We start from the raw sequence: 18612 nt of genomic DNA on the forward strand, positions 1-18612 counted from the left end.
GTTTACCCATGTCAAAAAATGACATTGATTTAAAAAAGTTAGTTGTGCCCAAAGATTGGTACTTGGCAGTAGTATAGTGGTGGTAGGTTAATGTAATTTCCGAAAGAAAGTGCTTACTGCTTTTTGCTTTGCGCTTTTTTGATCCTTTCGTATTCTTCGGGGTTGGCGGCTATCCACGCTTTTTTTGCGTTGCGGTAGTTTTCCGCTTCTATGGCTGGGTCGCTGTTGGCTTCGTACTCAAAGGGGAGTGCCTTGCTTTGTTTCATTCTCGGGCCAGAAAGCAACTGCATTTGTGCCATTTGAGGCTGTGGGGCTTCCTTGCCGTTTAGGCCATAACGCTCTTCTATAGAAGGTAACATTTCGGGGTGTTCTTTGGCTATTTCTAGTTCCATCTCTAGTCTGTGCACTGTTTCATACTGTTCGTGGATGGCTAGGCTGGTGTCTTGCATGATTTTCATGCGATACTGCTCTACTAGTTCATTGAGCTTTGTTTGGTCAAGTTTAGTTCCCTTGCTAGGGTTTTCTTGTGAAAAGGCGATAGTGGAGATAAAGAACGATAACAAGGTAATTAATGTAAGTCTCATTAGATAAGTGCAATTTTATGGTTGAAAAAAACAATTTATAACCCAATCTAATGTGCATTCTGTTTTGTAGCAAACCTTACACAGGTAACAAATGTTAATGTTGCGAGATGTTTTGAATTTTACAGATGAAAGGTGTTGCGCTTAGAGAGACTTAGGTGAAAATCTCCCTAATTTTAGGGAGATAGACCTTGTGCATTACTTCAACATACCCAGTTGAGTTGGCTCAAGTGCCCAAACTCTTCTTTCCATATACAAATTGATATTGTCCAAGACAGCCTTTCTCCATAAATTCTTTAGAAAATTCGATTCTTACCTTGAAGCTCTTAAAAAAAAGACGGTGCTAATTGAAATGTTAGGCAGACATTGAAATCGATTTGCTTGCCTATATTGCATTGATAATTATCATAAAATTCTACTTAAAAAATCAAAAAATAGTCTTTCAGAAGCTGAGCGTAGGCTACTGTATAGTCTCCTGTTTTGTTTTTTACTATAAGCACTTTTTGCTGATGTGGGGTTTTCTTTCTGCCAAACTTCAACACGTATCGAGCGGGGTTTTTACCTTCTACCGTCACTATTGCCAATTTCTCTTGTAGGAACAGGTTTAGTTTTGCTGTCAGTGTTTCATATTCATTTGCCGAAAGACTGGGGACTACCACATAAAAAAGACCTTGTTCGCCGAGTAAAGAGTCTGCTTTTTTTAGTAACGTTTGGGTGCTGAGCGAATCGCTGTGGCGAGCGAGTTGGCGTTTTTGGTCGGGAGAAGCCAAGGAGCGGTGAAAATAAGGAGGGTTGCTCACGATCAGGTCGTATTTATTTTCCCCTTCAAAGGTTTTTATATCTTGCTGGTAGACGTTCAGTCTTGTTGCCCAAGGGCTGTTTTTGAAATTAGAAGTTGCTTGCGCAGAGGCTTCGGGTTCGATCTCCACAGCGTGTATGGGGCATGTGAACCGTTGGGCTAGCATCAAAGCCAAAATGCCGGTACCGGTTCCTATGTCCAAGATGGCAGAAGGGTCGGGGTGGTTTGCCCATGCTCCCAGCACAGCACTGTCCGTCCCAAACTTCATTCCTGCCAAGGCTTGCTCTAAGCGGAACTGTTTGAATTGAAAATAGGAATTTGCCATATGTTGGTTTTATACTAAGGCACAAAAAAACCTGTGAAATCCACAGGTTTGAACAAGTTGCAAAGTAAATACTTTGTCTAATATCTTCTCGACTGTTGGAACATGCCGTCGATGCCGTACTTGCCAGAGCCGGTTATCAGCAAGGCTATAGCTACAACAAAATAGAGGATAGCTTTTTCTTTGATGCTGTATGAATCAGGGCCGTGGCGCAAGAAAGCGGCAACTCCCATGGTAATTGCTAAGAAAAACGCGGAAGGTCTAGTAAACAAACCAAGGGCAATGAAAAGACCGCCTACAAATTCGGAAAGACCAGCTGCCCAAGCAAAAATTTCAGGTAGGGGAAAGCCTAGTTGTTTGGTGCTATTGATGAAGCCAAGGCTTGGGGGCAATTTGCCAAGACCATGGGCAAAAACCATAGACAAGCCAAAATATATTCGAAGTAGAAGTAAGCTGAAGTTTATAGAAGATGATTGAGTTTGGGCAGTCCCCATTAAAAAATCGCGCATAATATTTTTGTTGATGTGAAGTAAACGTCCAAAATTAGCAACTATCTGTTAGAGATAAAAGCGATGTTAAATCAATGCCACATATATCACTATTTATAGTGATATTCTTTTGCCCAAAAATAAACTTCAAAAGGTTAAAAAATAAGGATTGAAGCTAAAAATAAGATCTATGTCATAGAAGAAAGATTACAAAATGTATTTGATTGCCCTTCTTATCTGCCTAGCTTTGCAGACAAAAAAAAGAGTATTGCTGTGGTTGGGATTCAACTTTTTGAAAACCAATTGATTAATGAACTATCTTCTTTTGAAATGGTTTTATATTATTACAAGCCAAGGCTTAAATCACTCATCAAATGAAAAAAAATCTACTATTACTAATCTTTTTTTTACTCGGTTTTTTTGCTGTTAATGCCCAAACCGATACCACGACTACCATCATTTTGGAAGATGTAGTGATTGAAAGCAACCGTCTTTCTGTTCCTTTTCCCGAAACTTCACGTACCTTGGAAGTGCTTACGAAGCAGTCGCTAAAGAACTTGCCTGTACAAAGTGTGGTGGAAGTGCTTACGTTCATTCCCGGAGTGGATATCCGCCAGCGCGGGGTGATGGGCGTACAAGCTGACCTGAGCATAAGGGGAAGCAGCTTTGAACAAACCTTGGTCCTGCTCAACGGTATGAAAATGACCGACCCGCAAACGGGACACCACGCCATGAACCTTCCTATGGATTACGATAACGTGGAACAGATTGTGGTGCTGAAAGGGCCTGGGGCCAGAATTTATGGGCAAAATGCTTTTGCCGGAGCGGTAAACATTATTACTAAAGTTCCCCATCAGCGAGGGGTTTCTTTCAATGCTTTTGGCGGTGATTTTGGCTCATACGGAGTGCAAGCTTCTGTTGCCTTACCTTTCGAATCTAACAAACATTATATTTCTGTTTCCCGAAAGGCTTCAGATGGCTACCGTCATAATACCGACTTTTTCATCAACAATGCTTTTTATCAGTCCGAAATAGAGGCTGGAAATGGCGTGTTCAAATTGCAAGGTGGCTATACTACCCGCGAGTTTGGGGCAAATGGATTTTATGCTTCGCCCGATGCTACAGAGCAGTGGGAAAAAGTGAAAACTGGCATGGCTGCTGTAGCTTATGAAACTACCGTAGGCAACGTCACTTTTAAGCCAAGGGTGTATTGGAGGAACAACTACGACCAGTACCAGTTTGTGAGGGGCAAGCCAGAAATTTATGAAAATATCCACAAAACCAATGTGTATGGCGCAGAGCTAAATACGAGTATAAAAAGCAAGTTGGGAACGACTGGTTTGGGTGTTGAACTAAGGAAAGAAGACATAAACAGCAGCAACTTAGGTGACTGGGAAAGGGATAATTTTGGTGTGTTTGCCGAACACCGTTTCCTTTTGGGCGAGCGCTTCGACATGACTCCCGGTGTGTATGTAAACTGGTATTCGGACTATGGTTGGAATGCTTTTCCCGGCATAGACATGGGCTACAAAATATCGCAGAAGTTGAGGTTGTACGGAAACGTGGGTCGCTCGTTCCGTATCCCAACCTACACCGATTTGTACTACGTGGACCCTGCCAACCAAGGCAATCCTGACCTAAAGCCAGAAGAAGCTCTTTCGGGGGAAATTGGTCTGAAGCATGCTGTGAAAGGGCTTTTTGTGCAAGGAAATGTTTTTATGAGGGAAACGGATAACCTGATTGACTGGATAAAAAATACGCCTGATGACAAATGGAACGCTCGCAACATTACCAATTTAACAACCAAAGGGACAGAGCTTTCGGCTGAACTGTTCTTTGATGAATTGGTAGGGGAGAACAGCTTTGTGAAATCGCTGAACGTGAGCTATGTATATATCGAAAACGAAGCAGAGGAAAGTGGCGATTACCAATCGCGCTATGCTTTGGAAAATATCCGCAACCAGTTTGTAGCAGGGCTGAGGCATAAAATTTTCAAAAATATTTACCATCAGTTCACATTTCGCTATGTGGACCGAGTGAACATGGACAACTACAACGTGGCCGATTCGAGGATTAGCTGGCAACCAAGCACCTACATGGTATATGTGGAGGCAACCAACATCTTCGATGCCCAATACACCGAAGTAAACCTAGTGCCCATGCCTGGGCGTTGGTTCAGGGCTGGTGTAAAGCTGAACTTTGGGTTTTAAAAAATAGCTTTTCAGAGTATGAAGTCGCAGCTTTTTTTGTGTTTTTCCTCATTTGGGTAAATGGACAATTGTAACCATACAATGAGATTCTGTGGGGGGAAACCTAATCCAATATTTTATTTAACCCTCTGGAGCTGATTGAAAATAGGTGTTAGAAATAAACAACATAGCTAGTAACACTGTTGAAAAAAACAAATAACATTTGACCAAGCCGTGTATTTTAAAACATCTAAATCAATAGAAATGTATTTGAAACTAACTGTAGTTATTTGGTGTGCCTTTCTTTTTATGTCAATCCATGTTGACACTTTAGCACAAAGCGATTACACCACTATAACAGGAAAAATACTTAACAAGAAAACGAAGGAGCCTATACCATTTGCCTCAATTTATTTGAAAAACACGTCCAACGGGACAAGATCCAATAGTGAAGGCGTCTTTGTCTTTCACATTCCTAAAAACCTTCACAATGTAAATGTTGTGGTTTCGAGCATTGGCTACAATGCGGTTGAGCGGCTTCCTTCAGTGTTTGAAAAAGAGAATGTCATATACCTAGAGGAATCGGTTTTAGAATTAAATGAAGTGGTGATTAGCGCAGAAGAACAACTTACCGCCAAACAAATTATAAAAAGAGCTTATAAATTATTGGAAGAAAATTATCCAACTAGTGAATATATACTTGAAGGGTTTATTAGAGATCTTCAGAACGAAGATAGTTCTTATGTAGAATTTCTAGAGTGTGCGGTTAAGTTAAAATACCAGAAATACAACGTGAAATTTGAGCCACAAGTGGAATTGCAAGAAGTGAGACGAAGTTTTATAGCTAACAAAAATCCTTGGAACGATGAGTGGGACCGTAAAAACTTGATTTTTGATATAATAGAAGATGATTTTATAAGGTTCAATTATGGTCCAATTAAAGTTAAGAAAGGCTGGGACTACGAAGTTGAATCTGTGTTGCCATTTGGCAATAGTTATGTATATAAAATCAATGCTGGAAATAAAGGAAATAGTAAAGCTGTACTGTTTATTGATATTGATACTTTTGCGTTTGTAAGAATTGAATATAGCCGCTCAATGCGTAATGGGAAGTATTACTCGCGAAGACTTTCCAATGGGCAACAAGAAAAGTCATATAACCTTGTTGTTGAGTATCAGGAATATAAGGGCAAATGGTATTTAAAGTATCAGAAAGAAGAAGATTCTTGGAGTATATTTAAGGGTTTGGAATCTGATGAACTATTGTTTACTAAATACCCTAAAAAAGAGCTTTTTATAAATAAAATAATTGCTGAAAATGTCAACCAATATCTTTTCAATAAGAACCTTGTAATTAGTAAGAGTGTAGAAAGCCAAGCGAAACCCTATAATCCAGAATTTTGGGAACACTATAATGCTCCAGCTCAGACGTATGAATTGAGTAAAATAGAGGAGTTTTTAAAGCAGGCAACCAATTCTGCTAAAGAATAAATAAATTTTAGTTAAACACTATTCTCGAAACTGGGAATAGTGTTTAACTAAAATTTAGTGCACAAAAAGGAAATATAAAATAGATGATCTGCATCTCCACCAGGTCTGTCCCTTCTCAGAGTATTTTTTTTGATAGTCATTGACTTGAGGATTAGTAAACGTAGAGAAAAGCAATCATTTGTCTAAAATTACGGTTTACAGAACTTCTATAGGGACTATACTAGCTCCAAAAATAATTCCCAAAGAATCAATCAATTTATCTGAACAAAAAACCATTTTTGGCCTTATAGAAAAACTATAGTCAATTGACTTTTCACATAGACTAAAACAATGAAAATATACTCTTGTCAAAACTGTGGGAACTCTCTTTATTTTGAGAACACAAGTTGCTTAAAATGCAAGTATTCGGTAGGTTTTATGCCCGAAGAGTTTTCCCTGTTAACGCTTCGCCCTTTCGACCAAAATGGTGTTTTTTCTAAGGTCAAAAACCATCGCAAAAAATATAAATACTGTGAAAACCACCAGCATGGAGTTTGTAATTGGTTGATACCTGCCCACCAAGACAAACCATATTGCAGAGCCTGTGAGTTGAACAATATAGTGCCACCGCTCAACGACGATGAAGTGAAAACGAAATGGGAAGGGATAGAAAAAGCAAAGCACCGTTTGGCGTATTCTCTGCTTAAGTTGAACCTGCCTTTATATCCAAAAGATGAAGATTCAGAAGTAGATAATGGAGGGCTTGCTTTCGATTTTCTTTCCCCAAAATACACCGAAAAACCAGTAATGACGGGGCATGCCAATGGGCTGATTACCATAAATATAGTAGAAGCAAATGAGGCGGAAATGGTAAAAAACAAGGTGGAAATGGGTGAGAAGTACCGTACGCTTTTGGGGCATTTTAGGCACGAAGTAGGCCATTATTACTGGGAAGTACTGATTAGGGATAATCCGAAAAACTTGGCAAAATTCCGCCTGCTTTTTGGCGATGAGCGGGAGAGTTACCAAGAAGCACTAAAAGTTTATTACAGCATAGTGACGCCCAAAACCTGGACGGAAGAATACATTAGCAAGTATGCTACAGCTCACCCTTGGGAAGATTGGGCGGAGACTTGGGCGCATTATCTCCACATTATGGATACCTTGGAGACGGCGAGTTATTTCAATATTGCCATAAAGCCGAAGGGGGTAAAGCGGCTGCTTATGAGCACCAGTTCTATCCCCGATCCGTACAAAATCAAGGATTTCCAAAAGATAGTAGATATGTGGTTCCCTTTGTCGTTTGCGGTGAACAGCCTCAACAGAAGCATGGGCTACCAAGATTTTTACCCGTTTGTTTTTTCAAATAAGATCATAGAAAAACTGTCTTTTATCCATGAAGTAACGCACCAGCCTAGGGTACTAAGGCATCTGTCAGGAGCATAGATTTTTATATTTTTCACCTTTCAAATTCAGATTTTATGTTTATCGTATCATTGACCTACAAAGTGCCTATAGAGCGTGTAGAGGAGGAGTTGGCAAACCATGTAAGTTATTTGAAAGAGCAATATGCTCTGGGTACTTTCCACGCTTCGGGCAGGAAAGTACCCAGAACTGGCGGCGTGATCTTGTCGCAGCTCAAGGACAAGGAACAACAACAAGAGGCATTGGAAAAAGACCCATTTTATATCCACGAATTAGCAGATTACAGCATCACAGAATTCATCCCAACCATGACCAGTAAAGAGTTAGAGTGCTTGTTGGAAGGGTAAGGACTGTGCTTTGTGTTTTGGTTTCAATCTATTCAACAAAAGAAAATGAGTAAGGAAAAAATAATTTCCGCCTATGAAAGTATGGCGGAAAGCTATAATGACAAGATTGATCACAAACCGCATAATGCTTATTACGATCGTCCGAATACCCTTGGGCTGATACCTGATGTGGATGGTAAAACAGTGCTTGATGCAGCTTGCGGACCGGGGAAATATGCAGAAATTCTACTTTCCCAAGGCGCAACCGTTACAGGGTTCGATATAAGCCCACAGATGGTAAAATTTGCCAAGGAACGTAACAAAGGGAAAGGCGAGTTTTTTGTCCATGACCTTACCCAACCTTTCTCTAGCTTAGAAGATGAATCTTTTGATATAGTGCTATGTGCCTTAGCGATGCATTATGTAGAAGATTGGAAGCAGACCATTCAGGAGTTTTGCAGGGTGCTCAAGCCTTCGGGGCAATTGATTATTTCTATAGAACATCCTTTTTTCGAATTTAACTATTTCAACTCGACGAAGTATTTTGAGGTAGAGCCAGTGAAGTGTACTTGGCAGGGCTTTGGAAAACCTATTGAGGTAAATAGTTTCAGAAGACCCCTCGGCGAATGCCTCATTCCCCTTACGGACAATGGGTTTTATATAGATAAACTGATAGAGCCAAAGCCTGTTGACGAATTTGAAAAACTTGATCCAAAGCATTTTAAGGAGCTAAATGAGTTTCCCGCATTCATGTGCATAAAGGCGGTGAAGAAATGATTTTTTGAAGAACTTATTTAGAGTATGTTTAAATTTTTAGGTAAATTGGTTTAAGTCTCCTCTGCCAGAAATTGTTTATGTAAGAAAATTGGTGTTTCCATCATATATTTTACCAAGGAATGGAAGATCGTCCATTGATAGGCTCTGTCGAAATGACCTTCGGCGGACACTTCCAAGGCCTCCGAGACATGCACCTGCCTTGGTTATTGGCATCAGGGCTGCCCACGGCAAACTCGTCCACCTCGGCATGTCCCGTAAGCGGATGGTTAGGGCTGCTTTCCATCGCTTTTAGACTTTTCTCCTAAAATTCAGGCAGGTCTCATAATGGATGCCCAGCTCTTCGAACAAGGATAGACTCGACACGGTCTTTTTCTTACATGAGACCTGAAATATCAAATCAAAAGCACTGCGAGCAAAAACTTGACCTTATGGAACAAGGTATGGCTGGTAACCGATTCGTCATATTTGCGGTGGCGGCAACGCCTAGAGTAGGCACATATCATGGCCGCATTTCCTACAAGTAAATGCCCAAGGCCGCTACAGCCCCGATAGGTACTCCATGCTACTTAGGTCATCCACAAAACGGGCGTAAAACTCTTAGCTTTTGATTCCTGTAAAGATCATGATAAACGGGAGGGATGGTTTGGGACGAAAGATAACCATCTCGTAGTACTGCTAGTTAAGTACTATGAGATGGTTGAAGGGTATCTATCTCTTTTTTAAGTACCTACCCAAAAGAAATCGAATATTGTTTTCCATAATTTTGTAGGATGTACAAGGTGGCCTCTATGAGAGATTGCATGGATGCATAGTGCCTTGGCCTGATCCAATAATGCTTGAGCATCTTCCACAAGATCTCTATCAGGTTGAGTTCGGGACAGTATGCAGGGATAAACTGTAGGTACAGGCCTTTTTTCTTCCATTTTCCCATAGCTTCCCCTACCTCTTTGGATCTATGTATCGCTGCGTTGTCCAAGACCAGTACGGTCTTCTTCGTGATCGTCTCGGAGAAACTGTCCAGTACCTGTATGACACATGCCGAGTTTGCCGCGCCATGGTAATAGCTCCCCGTGAAGGTGTTGGCCAACGGGTCGAGTATGCCCAAGACGGAGACCCCGTTGCCCCGCCGGGCGGGCAGCTTGTTTGCCGTGCCAACGGGCTGCCACGCATACGGAACGTTCGGGCACAGGCTTATCCCCGTCTCGTCAAAATAACACAGGTCGATCTCCCCTTGCCGGGCCTGCTGTCCCAGACAGTCGAGTTCTTGTTGGAAGAAACGGAACATCTCTTCGTCACGGTTGTTTTCCAGGGAGTTGCGCATGCGCTTCCAGACAAGACCCGACTTTTTCAATATCCGCTTGACGGTCTTCCCACAGGCGTCCTTGCCGAACTTGGTGGAGACCTCTTGGGCAAAAAAACGGAGACAGGTGACAGGCCCTTCCCGGGCAAGGGATGCTATTTTTTTTGCTCTTCCACCGTATAGATACTCGGCCGCCCACTCTTGGGGGCATCCATCAATCCTGCCGCCTTTGAGGATTCCCATCTGTCAAACCACTCCGAGATGGTGGCCCTGCGCACCTCGAATATGTCCCTGAGCATATCTATCGTATGTCCTTTGTTGCTCAGGAGCAGCGCATGGGCACGGTCGCGCTCGCGTTCAGAACCACCCTGCTTTTTCAAGGTTTTTAGTTCCATCTCTTCTGACGCACTTAGTGTGATATAGCGTTTTTCCATCAAGCTAATTTAAGGCTTTTTTATTATACGGTTTCTTTTGTCCACTTACTTAATTACCGCATGGGCTTAGTGGCGCTAAACACTCGACTTTCCCGTTGACTGTAAGACCTGCGTTATTGGCCTCATGGGAGCCTTCTTTGGTTAACATTACAGTGCCATACACATCTAGCCTAGCGCTAGAGCTAATGATAAGTGTTGAGGTAGCTTCAGAAATATCAAAGATATTGACCCCAGAACAAAGCCTTGTGTCAGAGATGGTAACTTGAAAGCCCTTTACATTTACTTTGGTGTTTTTATCTGGTACTATATTGCCTGCACTTCCTCCTTCAGTGATTGACCAAGTAGAAGGGTCATTCCAATCTCCATTTGCAATTGCCCAGAGTTCATTTGTGCTTCCTGAGTGTACCCCAATATCAAATGTAGTTATATTCGATTCACCATAAGTATCCGTCACAACTACTTCTACTTGTTCATAAGTGCCTTGATCTTCTGTAGTTGGCGTAAGAACTAGCTCAATAAGACCGTTTTCTATATGATTTAAGGTTGCAAAAGTTGGTAAATTTGTAGCAGTGAAAGTTAATTTTTCGTTCAGTTTTGCAATTACCTCATTAAAGATATAGGCATGTCCAATTTCAACTAAATGAATCCCATCAGTAGCAGCATATCGAGCTTTAATCGTGAAATCATTGCTTTCATCAGCTAATTCATCATAAATATCAATTATTTGAGTTCCAAAATTATCCCTGAATAGCTGAGCTTGGTTTTTGAGCTCATTTCTTTTATCGGTATCTCCTGCACTGAAGTTTCTGGGTTGGGTAGTAGTAATATAAAATAGGGCGCCACTAGTTTTAGCAATATTTTTGACAGTAGTTAAGTTTTGTATAGTAATACTAGCAGGGATATTTGCTGCTACATCATTTGTAGGCATATTTACAATAATGATATCAGGGTTTAGTGTAAGTGCCTTATCAATATTAATATCGCCATCCCCACTTGGTAGTATGACATCCGAAGTAATACCACCACGAGCTAAGTTTATTACCTCACCAGTACCTGATTGTGTTACATAACTTTCTAATTTTCCAACCCATGCATTTGCATAATTACTTAGACCATGCCCTTCTGCTGTAGAAGAGCCTAACACTACTATTTTTTTATTGGTCCAATCTGGGCTGCCTCCATTTAGAAAATCTACACCATCTAAATCATTTGCAGTAATATTAATAGTCGAAGAAGTATTAATTGGTGCACATACAAAGTTTAATTGACTGATTTCAGGAGGATTATTTGGCGATATTTCCACGACTCCGTTCTCCTCTATGACGAGGGAGTTGATGTATGCGAACGAGGAGGCTGCGTCCTTGACGACCTGTATGGTGACCTCCCCGTTTGCGTCGGGCAGTACGCCGGAAATGCGTGCGACTTCGCCCGTGTTGTTGACCGCGTCCAGGCTCACGGTCTGCGCCCCGATAGTGTAGTGGGTGAGGCGCTGCCCGGAGACCCCCGCCCTGCTGGCGAAGAACTCGAAGCTGTACGTCCTGGTAATGTCCAGCCCGCTCACCTTTAAGTGTTTGGCAGTCATGTCGTTCTCGAAGTAGAAGCTCCTCGTCACCTCGGGGGGGTATACCCCGGAGGCTGCGCCCGTGTTCCCCTCCAGGTCCCATGTGTCGAGTAGCTCGATGCCTATCCCGCTGCTCGCCCCTGTGTGGTCGAGCATGTCTGGGATGGAGTTGCCCGCGGTGGGTGCGCCGGTGACGTTGTTCCAGGGCGCCGGCGCGAGTGCGACCCCGTCCGCGCCGCCGTGGAAGTTCACGTGGATCACACGCAGCCCTCCCTTTGTAATGGTGTATACTACAGTGCTAAACTCGGAGTGCCCCGCCCCCTTGACGGCCCTGACCTTGTAGTAGTAGGTGGTGCCCTCCTCCAGTCCGGTGTCCGCGTAGGCGAGCTCGGAAGCGCCGGTGGTCCCCACCAGTGCGTACCCCCCCGCCAGCTCGAGGGACCTGTGGACCTCGAACCCGGTGGCCCCGGCGTGGTCGTAGGCCCATGCGATCTCTGCGGTGGCCTCCGAGTCGCCGTGCGCGGTGACGCTTGTGGGCGCGTCCACGACTCCGTTCTCCTCTATGACGAGGGAGTTGATGTATGCGAACGAGGAGGCTGCGTCCTTGACGACCTGTATGGTGACCTCCCCGTTTGCGTCGGGCAGTACGCCGGAAATGCGTGCGACTTCGCCCGTGTTGTTGACCGCGTCCAGGCTCACGGTCTGCGCCCCGATAGTGTAGTGGGTGAGGCGCTGCCCGGAGACCCCCGCCCTGCTGGCGAAGAACTCGAAGCTGTACGTCCTGGTAATGTCCAGCCCGCTGACCTTCAGCCGCTTGGTGGCCATGTCGTTCTCGAAGTAGAAGCTCCTCGTCACCTCGGGGGGGTATACCCCGGAGGCTGCGCCCGTGTTCCCCTCCAGGTCCCATGTGTCGAGTAGCTCGATGCCTATCCCGCTGCTCGCCCCTGTGTGGTCGAGCATGTCTGGGATGGAGTTGCCCGCGGTGGGTGCGCCGGTGACGTTGTTCCAGGGCGCCGGCGCGAGTGCGACCCCGTCCGCGCCGCCGTGGAAGTTCACGTGGATCACACGCAGCCCTCCCTTTGTAATGGTGTATACTACAGTGCTAAACTCGGAGTGCCCCGCCCCCTTGACGGCCCTGACCTTGTAGTAGTAGGTGGTGCCCTCCTCCAGTCCGGTGTCCGCGTAGGCGAGCTCGGAAGCGCCGGTGGTCCCCACCAGTGCGTACCCCCCCGCCAGCTCGAGGGACCTGTGGACCTCGAACCCGGTGGCCCCGGCGTGGTCGTAGGCCCATGCGATCTCTGCGGTGGCCTCCGAGTCGCCGTGCGCGGTGACGCTTGTGGGCGCGTCCACGACTCCGTTCTCCTCTATGACGAGGGAGTTGATGTATGCGAACGAGGAGGCTGCGTCCTTGACGACCTGTATGGTGACCTCCCCGTTTGCGTCGGGCAGTACGCCGGAAATGCGTGCGACTTCGCCCGTGTTGTTGACCGCGTCCAGGCTCACGGTCTGCGCCCCGATAGTGTAGTGGGTGAGGCGCTGCCCGGAGACCCCCGCCCTGCTGGCGAAGAACTCGAAGCTGTACGTCCTGGTAATGTCCAGCCCGCTGACCTTCAGCCGCTTGGTGGCCATGTCGTTCTCGAAGTAGAAGCTCCTCGTCACCTCGGGGGGGTATACCCCGGAGGCTGCGCCCGTGTTCCCCTCCAGGTCCCATGTGTCGAGTAGCTCGATGCCTATCCCGCTGCTCGCCCCTGTGTGGTCGAGCATGTCTGGGATGGAGTTGCCCGCGGTGGGTGCGCCGGTGACGTTGTTCCAGGGCGCCGGCGCGAGTGCGACCCCGTCCGCGCCGCCGTGGAAGTTCACGTGGATCACACGCAGCCCTCCCTTTGTAATGGTGTATACTACAGTGCTAAACTCGGAGTGCCCCGCCCCCTTGACGGCCCTGACCTTGTAGTAGTAGGTGGTGCCCTCCTCCAGTCCGGTGTCCGCGTAGGCGAGCTCGGAAGCGCCGGTGGTCCCCACCAGTGCGTACCCCCCCGCCAGCTCGAGGGACCTGTGGACCTCGAACCCGGTGGCCCCGGCGTGGTCGTAGGCCCATGCGATCTCTGCGGTGGCCTCCGAGTCGCCGTGCGCGGTGACGCTTGTGGGCGCGTCCACGACTCCGTTCTCCTCTATGACGAGGGAGTTGATGTATGCGAACGAGGAGGCTGCGTCCTTGACGACCTGTATGGTGACCTCCCCGTTTGCGTCGGGCAGTACGCCGGAAATGCGTGCGACTTCGCCCGTGTTGTTGACCGCGTCCAGGCTCACGGTCTGCGCCCCGATAGTGTAGTGGGTGAGGCGCTGCCCGGAGACCCCCGCCCTGCTGGCGAAGAACTCGAAGCTGTACGTCCTGGTAATGTCCAGCCCGCTGACCTTCAGCCGCTTGGTGGCCATGTCGTTCTCGAAGTAGAAGCTCCTCGTCACCTCGGGGGGGTATACCCCGGAGGCTGCGCCCGTGTTCCCCTCCAGGTCCCATGTGTCGAGTAGCTCGATGCCTATCCCGCTGCTCGCCCCTGTGTGGTCGAGCATGTCTGGGATGGAGTTGCCCGCGGTGGGTGCGCCGGTGACGTTGTTCCAGGGCGCCGGCGCGAGTGCGACCCCGTCCGCGCCGCCGTGGAAGTTCACGTGGACGCTACGGACTACTTCCTCTATAGAATTAGAGGTTGAGGGCTCGTTATAACTATTGAACGAAGGGATGAATGATGGATAATTTACCTTGTCTATAATATCAACTTCATCATCAATAGTTGGATTAAATTCTTCGATAGTTTTAACGTCCGAATGAACTAAAGCAATTAACGAGTTAATATAGAAAGATTGCTCCATATCCTTAGAGGATGGAATTCCACTGGAAGTCACATGGTTTTCATACCCAATTTGATAGTATTGGTATTCCTTTTGTGTGGTTTTCAGAGTATTTGTTTTGTAGCCGAAGGGCGTATTAAGGTTGTGGTTTTTGGCTTGAGATCCAATTGCTAAACCAATGAGCCAACATAGCAACAAAGTAGTTTTTTTCATTTCAAAAAATTCTTGTTAACAGTTCGTTTCCTTTATGATTAAGTCCTCTTTGAGGATGCCGAAGGAGGATGAAAATTTTTACATTTCTGAAGTATATTCTCGATTAACAATTGGTAAATATTTGCAATGTCCTTTGTGATACATCATTAGTTATGAGTAAATCAATGATATTAAAGAGTTTAGGAAAAATCCTGTTCTCTGAGTGAGTCTATGATTCCTTGGAAGTGAACATTTTGATTTTGGATGTAACTGGATTTTGGTCGATGTTTTCTACTAATAAGTTTGGTTGTAGTGAATGAGTTGCCAAATGACTCTTGTAAAGCATTATAACCTTTTCCTCTTCTTAAACCATAATCCTACACCTGATTTAATGGTGTAATAAATATGTAATTTTTCAAGGTGTTGTTTCAATTCATTTCTAGCATTCAATTCTTTGGCATTTATCAAATAACTATGGCTAAGTATGTTTTTTAATAGTGTCATGCAAAGTGAATTACTAAGCAGCTTTTGTAGATTATCGTTTTGGTATAAATATTCTAAAATGGTACGGTTCTCAAAAAAAATGGAAAAGCTATGCAATTTGCTTTCGTATAAGTTTGGATTAATCAATTCAGAAACCTGAATATTGCCATTTTCCAAAGAACAAAATCTAGTTGATATTTTAAAAAGATGAATTTTCTTTAGGGCAACTTGAAAATTGCAGTGTGAATATAAATTTGAATTAAATAATTCTAGAGGCATTTAAAAGTTGTTTGAGTTACATTTTTGTTTGATAAAGTTGCTGATTTATATAGGGGAAAAGGTTAAGCTTTACTTATCGCAAGTTAAGCTTTGTTTTTTAATAATAATACACAAAAGTGTTATTGGGGATAAAAATTTACAATTGTTTAATAATTGAAATAAAATTAAATGTTTAAATCATCTTCCAATTGTTATAAAGACTATAAGATCAAATCAACACAGTATAACTATCAATAACTATTAAAATAGTTGGTAGTGTTTTAGAATAGCGCTGCTATTCTAAAATTTTCTTATTTCGTGAGAACCCAAAAGCGGTCCGCCGCCGCAACGAACGTTTTCGTTTGAAAACCTAAATTTTAAACATGCTCTTGCTCTCTTTTAACTTAAAGTTGTTACTCGAAAAAACTAAAATCGCTTGTTATGGAAAATACATTAGAACAGAACAAAAAAAACGCAATTGCCTTTTATAAAATGGCTTACGAAGGCGAGCCTCGAAAAGCAGTAGAGCTATACGTAGGCGAAAAATATATTCAGCACAACCCCGATGTGGAGGATGGAAAAGAAGGCTTTATCGCTTATTTTGAGAAAATGCAGCGTGAGTACCCCGAAAAGTCTATCAAATTTGTGAGAAGTGTGGGCGAGGGCGATTTGGTTGCCCTGCATACGCACCAGACATGGCCGGGAAATGACCAATATGTGACCATGGATTTTTTCAGGTTCGATGGCGAGGGGAAAGTTGTTGAACATTGGGATGCTATCCAGCAAGTGCCGGCTTCAATGAAGCATAGCAACGGAATGGTTTAGCTAAAGGATTATTACAACTTTGCCAAAGTCATGTTATCTTTACAGAAATTTTACCTGCCTTTTCTGACCGTCGAAATTGATTTTTTAATGAAGTTGTCTAAAGTAAGTGATTTCATGTCGAAAATGAGCAGGTTTTGGTTTAGGCGATACAATTTTTGACTCGGATCGGTCGCACCGACGAATAATGGTGATTATTTAAGGAGAAATTGCGGAAGCATAGAACAAAACCAGCCATTTGCAGACGAAAGGCTTTACTTTAGGCAACTTCAATGTAAAAAACTCTGAAGGAGTGATTTAAACGCAATTGATATGTCAAAAAAAGTATCGTTGGTGCTTTCTAGCGGAGGTGCTCGGGGGATGGCTCATGTGGGAGCAATTGAAGCATTGTTGACAGATGGCTACGAAATTGGTTCGGTGGCAGGCTCTTCCATGGGCGCTGTGGTAGGCGGGGTGTATGCCGCAGGTAAGCTGAATGAGTTTAAGGAATGGATGTGCTCTCTCGACAAGGTGGACGTATTCAACTTGGTCGATTTTACCCTTACGGGCAATGGGCTGATACGTGGAGAAAAGGTGTTCAACGAGATAAAAAAGCTGATAGGCGATCCGAATATAGAAGAACTTTCCATTCCTTATGCAGCGGTAGCTACCGATATTTTGGAAAAAAAGGAAGTGGTTTTCAGAGAAGGAAAACTCTTCGATGCCATGCGTGCTTCCATCGCCATCCCTACGGTAATGACTCCCTTTTATGTGGAGAAAAAGCCGATGATTGATGGTGGAGTGCTTAACCCGCTTCCCATAGATGCGGTGAGCCGCTCGGAAAACGATTTGTTGGTTGTGGTGAATGTGAATGCGAATATTCCGTACGAGCGTCCTTTTGCCAAGCCCAAAGTGCAGGAAGAAGAGGACAGGAAATACAATATGGCGATGAAGCTTTTTAAAGAAAAGTGGAAAAGTTTAGTGCCCAAAAATACAACTTCGGTGAAGAAAATGGGCTTCTTCGAACTGCTCTCCAAATCGTACGATCTTACCCAAGATTCCCTTACGTATATGCTTATCAAAGCCCATCAGCCAGATTTGCTGATAGATATTTCTAGGGAAGCTTGTGGCACTTTTGAGTTTTACCGTTCGGCAGAGTTGATAGAGGCTGGTTCGAATGCTTATGAAAATACGCAGTCGGTTTCGGAAAATAGGCGTATTTTTGCAAAAGGCCTTTCATAAGGGAAGGCTTTTTTGAATTTAGCAAGTACAATAAATACGATTTCGGATGAATATTGGAGATAAAGTGCGGAGTTTGGCGGGTGTAGAAGAGGGCTTCGTGACGAAGATAATGCCTGGCGACCAGGTAGAAGTGGAGATTGAAGACGGTTTTAGAATCCCGTTTATGAAAAGGGATTTGGTAGTGGTGTCAGAAGCGGAAAATAAAGCTTTTGGCGCAAAGCCTAAACCAGTGAAGAAAGCTACGGCAGCTAGCCAAAGCTCTGCTAGTAATACCATCAGGGTCGATAAAGGGATTTTTGTGGCATTTACCAAGCAGAATGACAAGCTTTTGGAGATGCATTTGATCAATAATACAGATTTGCACCTTCCCTTTACTTTTGGAGAAGAAAAAGAGCGGAATTATTACGGCTTGACTGCTGGTGGACTCAAGCCCAAATCTTCTACCAAAATCCACGAAGTAAACATCGATAAGTTTGAGCGGTGGCCAATTATGGTGTTGCAAATACTGTATCATTCGTATGGGTATTTCAAATACAAAGAGCCTTTGCTCAGGCGTATGAAATTTAAAGCTGCTACATTTTTCAAAAGCTTGAATATGGCGCCTATTCTTGAAAAAGAAGCTTATCTGTTCCAAGTAGATGCAAACATAGGCGTGCAGGAAACCGAGAAAATGAAGGAGAAAATGCTTTCGGGTCAGCAAGCAGAAAGTAGTTCTGTGATGCCTAAAGTAAAAGGCTCAAAAGCTGGAAAAACCTTGGAAGTGGATTTGCACCTAGAGGCGATTGTGAAGAACATAAATGAGATCCCGGAAAACAACCGATTAGCGGTGCAGTTGCTCCATTTTGAAAAGAAGATTGATGAAGCCATTATCGCTGGCTATGACGAGGTGGTGTTTATCCACGGAGTTGGCGGCGGAACGCTTCGCAAGGAAATCCAAAAGAGACTAGGAAGGAATAAAAACGTAGATTTTTTCCAAGATGCTAGGAAGGAAAAGTTTGGCTATGGAGCCACTTTGGCAAAAATAAAATAGGAAAAGCTTAAAATTTGAGAAAGCTAGGCATCCATTGAGAAGAATAATGAATTATAGTTCTTAGCTTCTTATTCATTATTTTTGAATCAA

At 44.2% G+C, this 18612-nt stretch carries 16 protein-coding genes; 9 read left to right on the forward strand and 7 right to left on the reverse strand.

What is annotated here, in order from left to right:
- Nucleotides 1–113: 113 nt before the first annotated feature.
- The 3 genes from R9C00_08050 to R9C00_08060 all read right to left on the reverse strand — a co-directional run bounded on the left by R9C00_08050 (nucleotide 114) and on the right by R9C00_08060 (nucleotide 2211).
- On the reverse strand, nucleotides 114–584 hold the full coding sequence (locus R9C00_08050; protein ID WPO37399.1) for a hypothetical protein: 471 nt from the start codon (nucleotides 582–584) through the stop codon (nucleotides 114–116).
- A 416-nt stretch (nucleotides 585–1000) separates the two neighbouring features.
- A complete protein-coding gene (locus tag R9C00_08055) occupies nucleotides 1001–1705 on the reverse strand; it encodes a methyltransferase (GenBank protein ID WPO37400.1) in 705 nt (234 codons plus the stop codon).
- A 77-nt stretch (nucleotides 1706–1782) separates the two neighbouring features.
- Nucleotides 1783–2211, reverse strand: coding sequence for a DoxX family protein (locus tag R9C00_08060; protein ID WPO37401.1), 429 nt, complete (start codon nucleotides 2209–2211; stop codon nucleotides 1783–1785).
- A gap of 353 nt (nucleotides 2212–2564) precedes the next feature.
- On the opposite strand from R9C00_08060, the gene R9C00_08065 reads away from it, so the two are divergent.
- The 6 genes from R9C00_08065 to R9C00_08090 all read left to right on the forward strand — a co-directional run bounded on the left by R9C00_08065 (nucleotide 2565) and on the right by R9C00_08090 (nucleotide 8682).
- Nucleotides 2565–4400, forward strand: coding sequence for a TonB-dependent receptor (locus R9C00_08065; GenBank protein ID WPO37402.1), 1836 nt, complete (start codon nucleotides 2565–2567; stop codon nucleotides 4398–4400).
- 243 nt (nucleotides 4401–4643) lie between these two features.
- Nucleotides 4644–5870 (forward strand): carboxypeptidase-like regulatory domain-containing protein, encoded by a 1227-nt coding sequence (locus tag R9C00_08070; GenBank protein WPO37403.1) that lies wholly within the window; start codon nucleotides 4644–4646, stop codon nucleotides 5868–5870.
- Nucleotides 5871–6200: 330 nt separating this feature from the next.
- On the forward strand, nucleotides 6201–7295 hold the full coding sequence (locus tag R9C00_08075) for a putative zinc-binding peptidase (GenBank protein ID WPO37404.1): 1095 nt from the start codon (nucleotides 6201–6203) through the stop codon (nucleotides 7293–7295).
- A gap of 35 nt (nucleotides 7296–7330) precedes the next feature.
- Nucleotides 7331–7621: a YciI family protein gene (locus R9C00_08080; protein ID WPO37405.1), complete on the forward strand. Its 291-nt coding sequence runs from the start codon at nucleotides 7331–7333 to the stop codon at nucleotides 7619–7621.
- A gap of 45 nt (nucleotides 7622–7666) precedes the next feature.
- Nucleotides 7667–8377, forward strand: a complete 711-nt coding sequence (locus R9C00_08085; protein WPO37406.1) for a class I SAM-dependent methyltransferase — start codon at nucleotides 7667–7669, stop codon at nucleotides 8375–8377.
- A gap of 119 nt (nucleotides 8378–8496) precedes the next feature.
- A complete protein-coding gene (locus tag R9C00_08090; protein ID WPO37407.1) occupies nucleotides 8497–8682 on the forward strand; it encodes a hypothetical protein in 186 nt (61 codons plus the stop codon).
- A gap of 422 nt (nucleotides 8683–9104) precedes the next feature.
- Here the strand turns inward: R9C00_08090 and R9C00_08095 are convergent, their stop codons facing one another.
- The 4 genes from R9C00_08095 to R9C00_08110 form a co-directional block, all read right to left on the reverse strand.
- Complete coding sequence (locus R9C00_08095) at nucleotides 9105–9920, reverse strand: IS630 family transposase (protein ID WPO37408.1); 816 nt, start codon at nucleotides 9918–9920, stop codon at nucleotides 9105–9107.
- Nucleotides 9833–10111, reverse strand: coding sequence for a helix-turn-helix domain-containing protein (locus R9C00_08100; GenBank protein ID WPO37409.1), 279 nt, complete (start codon nucleotides 10109–10111; stop codon nucleotides 9833–9835). Before R9C00_08100 ends, R9C00_08095 begins: the two co-directional genes overlap by 88 nt.
- Before the next feature lie 49 nt (nucleotides 10112–10160).
- A complete protein-coding gene (locus R9C00_08105; protein ID WPO37410.1) occupies nucleotides 10161–14729 on the reverse strand; it encodes a GDSL-type esterase/lipase family protein in 4569 nt (1522 codons plus the stop codon).
- A 324-nt stretch (nucleotides 14730–15053) separates the two neighbouring features.
- A complete protein-coding gene (locus tag R9C00_08110; GenBank protein WPO37411.1) occupies nucleotides 15054–15470 on the reverse strand; it encodes a hypothetical protein in 417 nt (138 codons plus the stop codon).
- Nucleotides 15471–15890: 420 nt separating this feature from the next.
- Here R9C00_08110 and R9C00_08115 point away from each other — a divergent pair, with 420 nt between their 5' ends.
- The 3 genes from R9C00_08115 (at nucleotide 15891) to R9C00_08125 (ending at nucleotide 18522) form a co-directional block, all read left to right on the forward strand.
- Entirely contained in the window at nucleotides 15891–16274 is a 384-nt protein-coding gene (locus R9C00_08115; GenBank protein WPO37412.1) for an ester cyclase, read from the forward strand.
- Nucleotides 16275–16583: 309 nt separating this feature from the next.
- Complete coding sequence (locus R9C00_08120; GenBank protein WPO37413.1) at nucleotides 16584–17492, forward strand: patatin-like phospholipase family protein; 909 nt, start codon at nucleotides 16584–16586, stop codon at nucleotides 17490–17492.
- Between the two features lie 46 nt (nucleotides 17493–17538).
- On the forward strand, nucleotides 17539–18522 hold the full coding sequence (locus tag R9C00_08125; protein ID WPO37414.1) for a DUF2027 domain-containing protein: 984 nt from the start codon (nucleotides 17539–17541) through the stop codon (nucleotides 18520–18522).
- Nucleotides 18523–18612: the final 90 nt, after the last annotated feature.

The organism is Flammeovirgaceae bacterium SG7u.111 (assembly GCA_034044135.1).
Taxonomy (GTDB): Bacteria; Bacteroidota; Bacteroidia; order Cytophagales; family Flammeovirgaceae.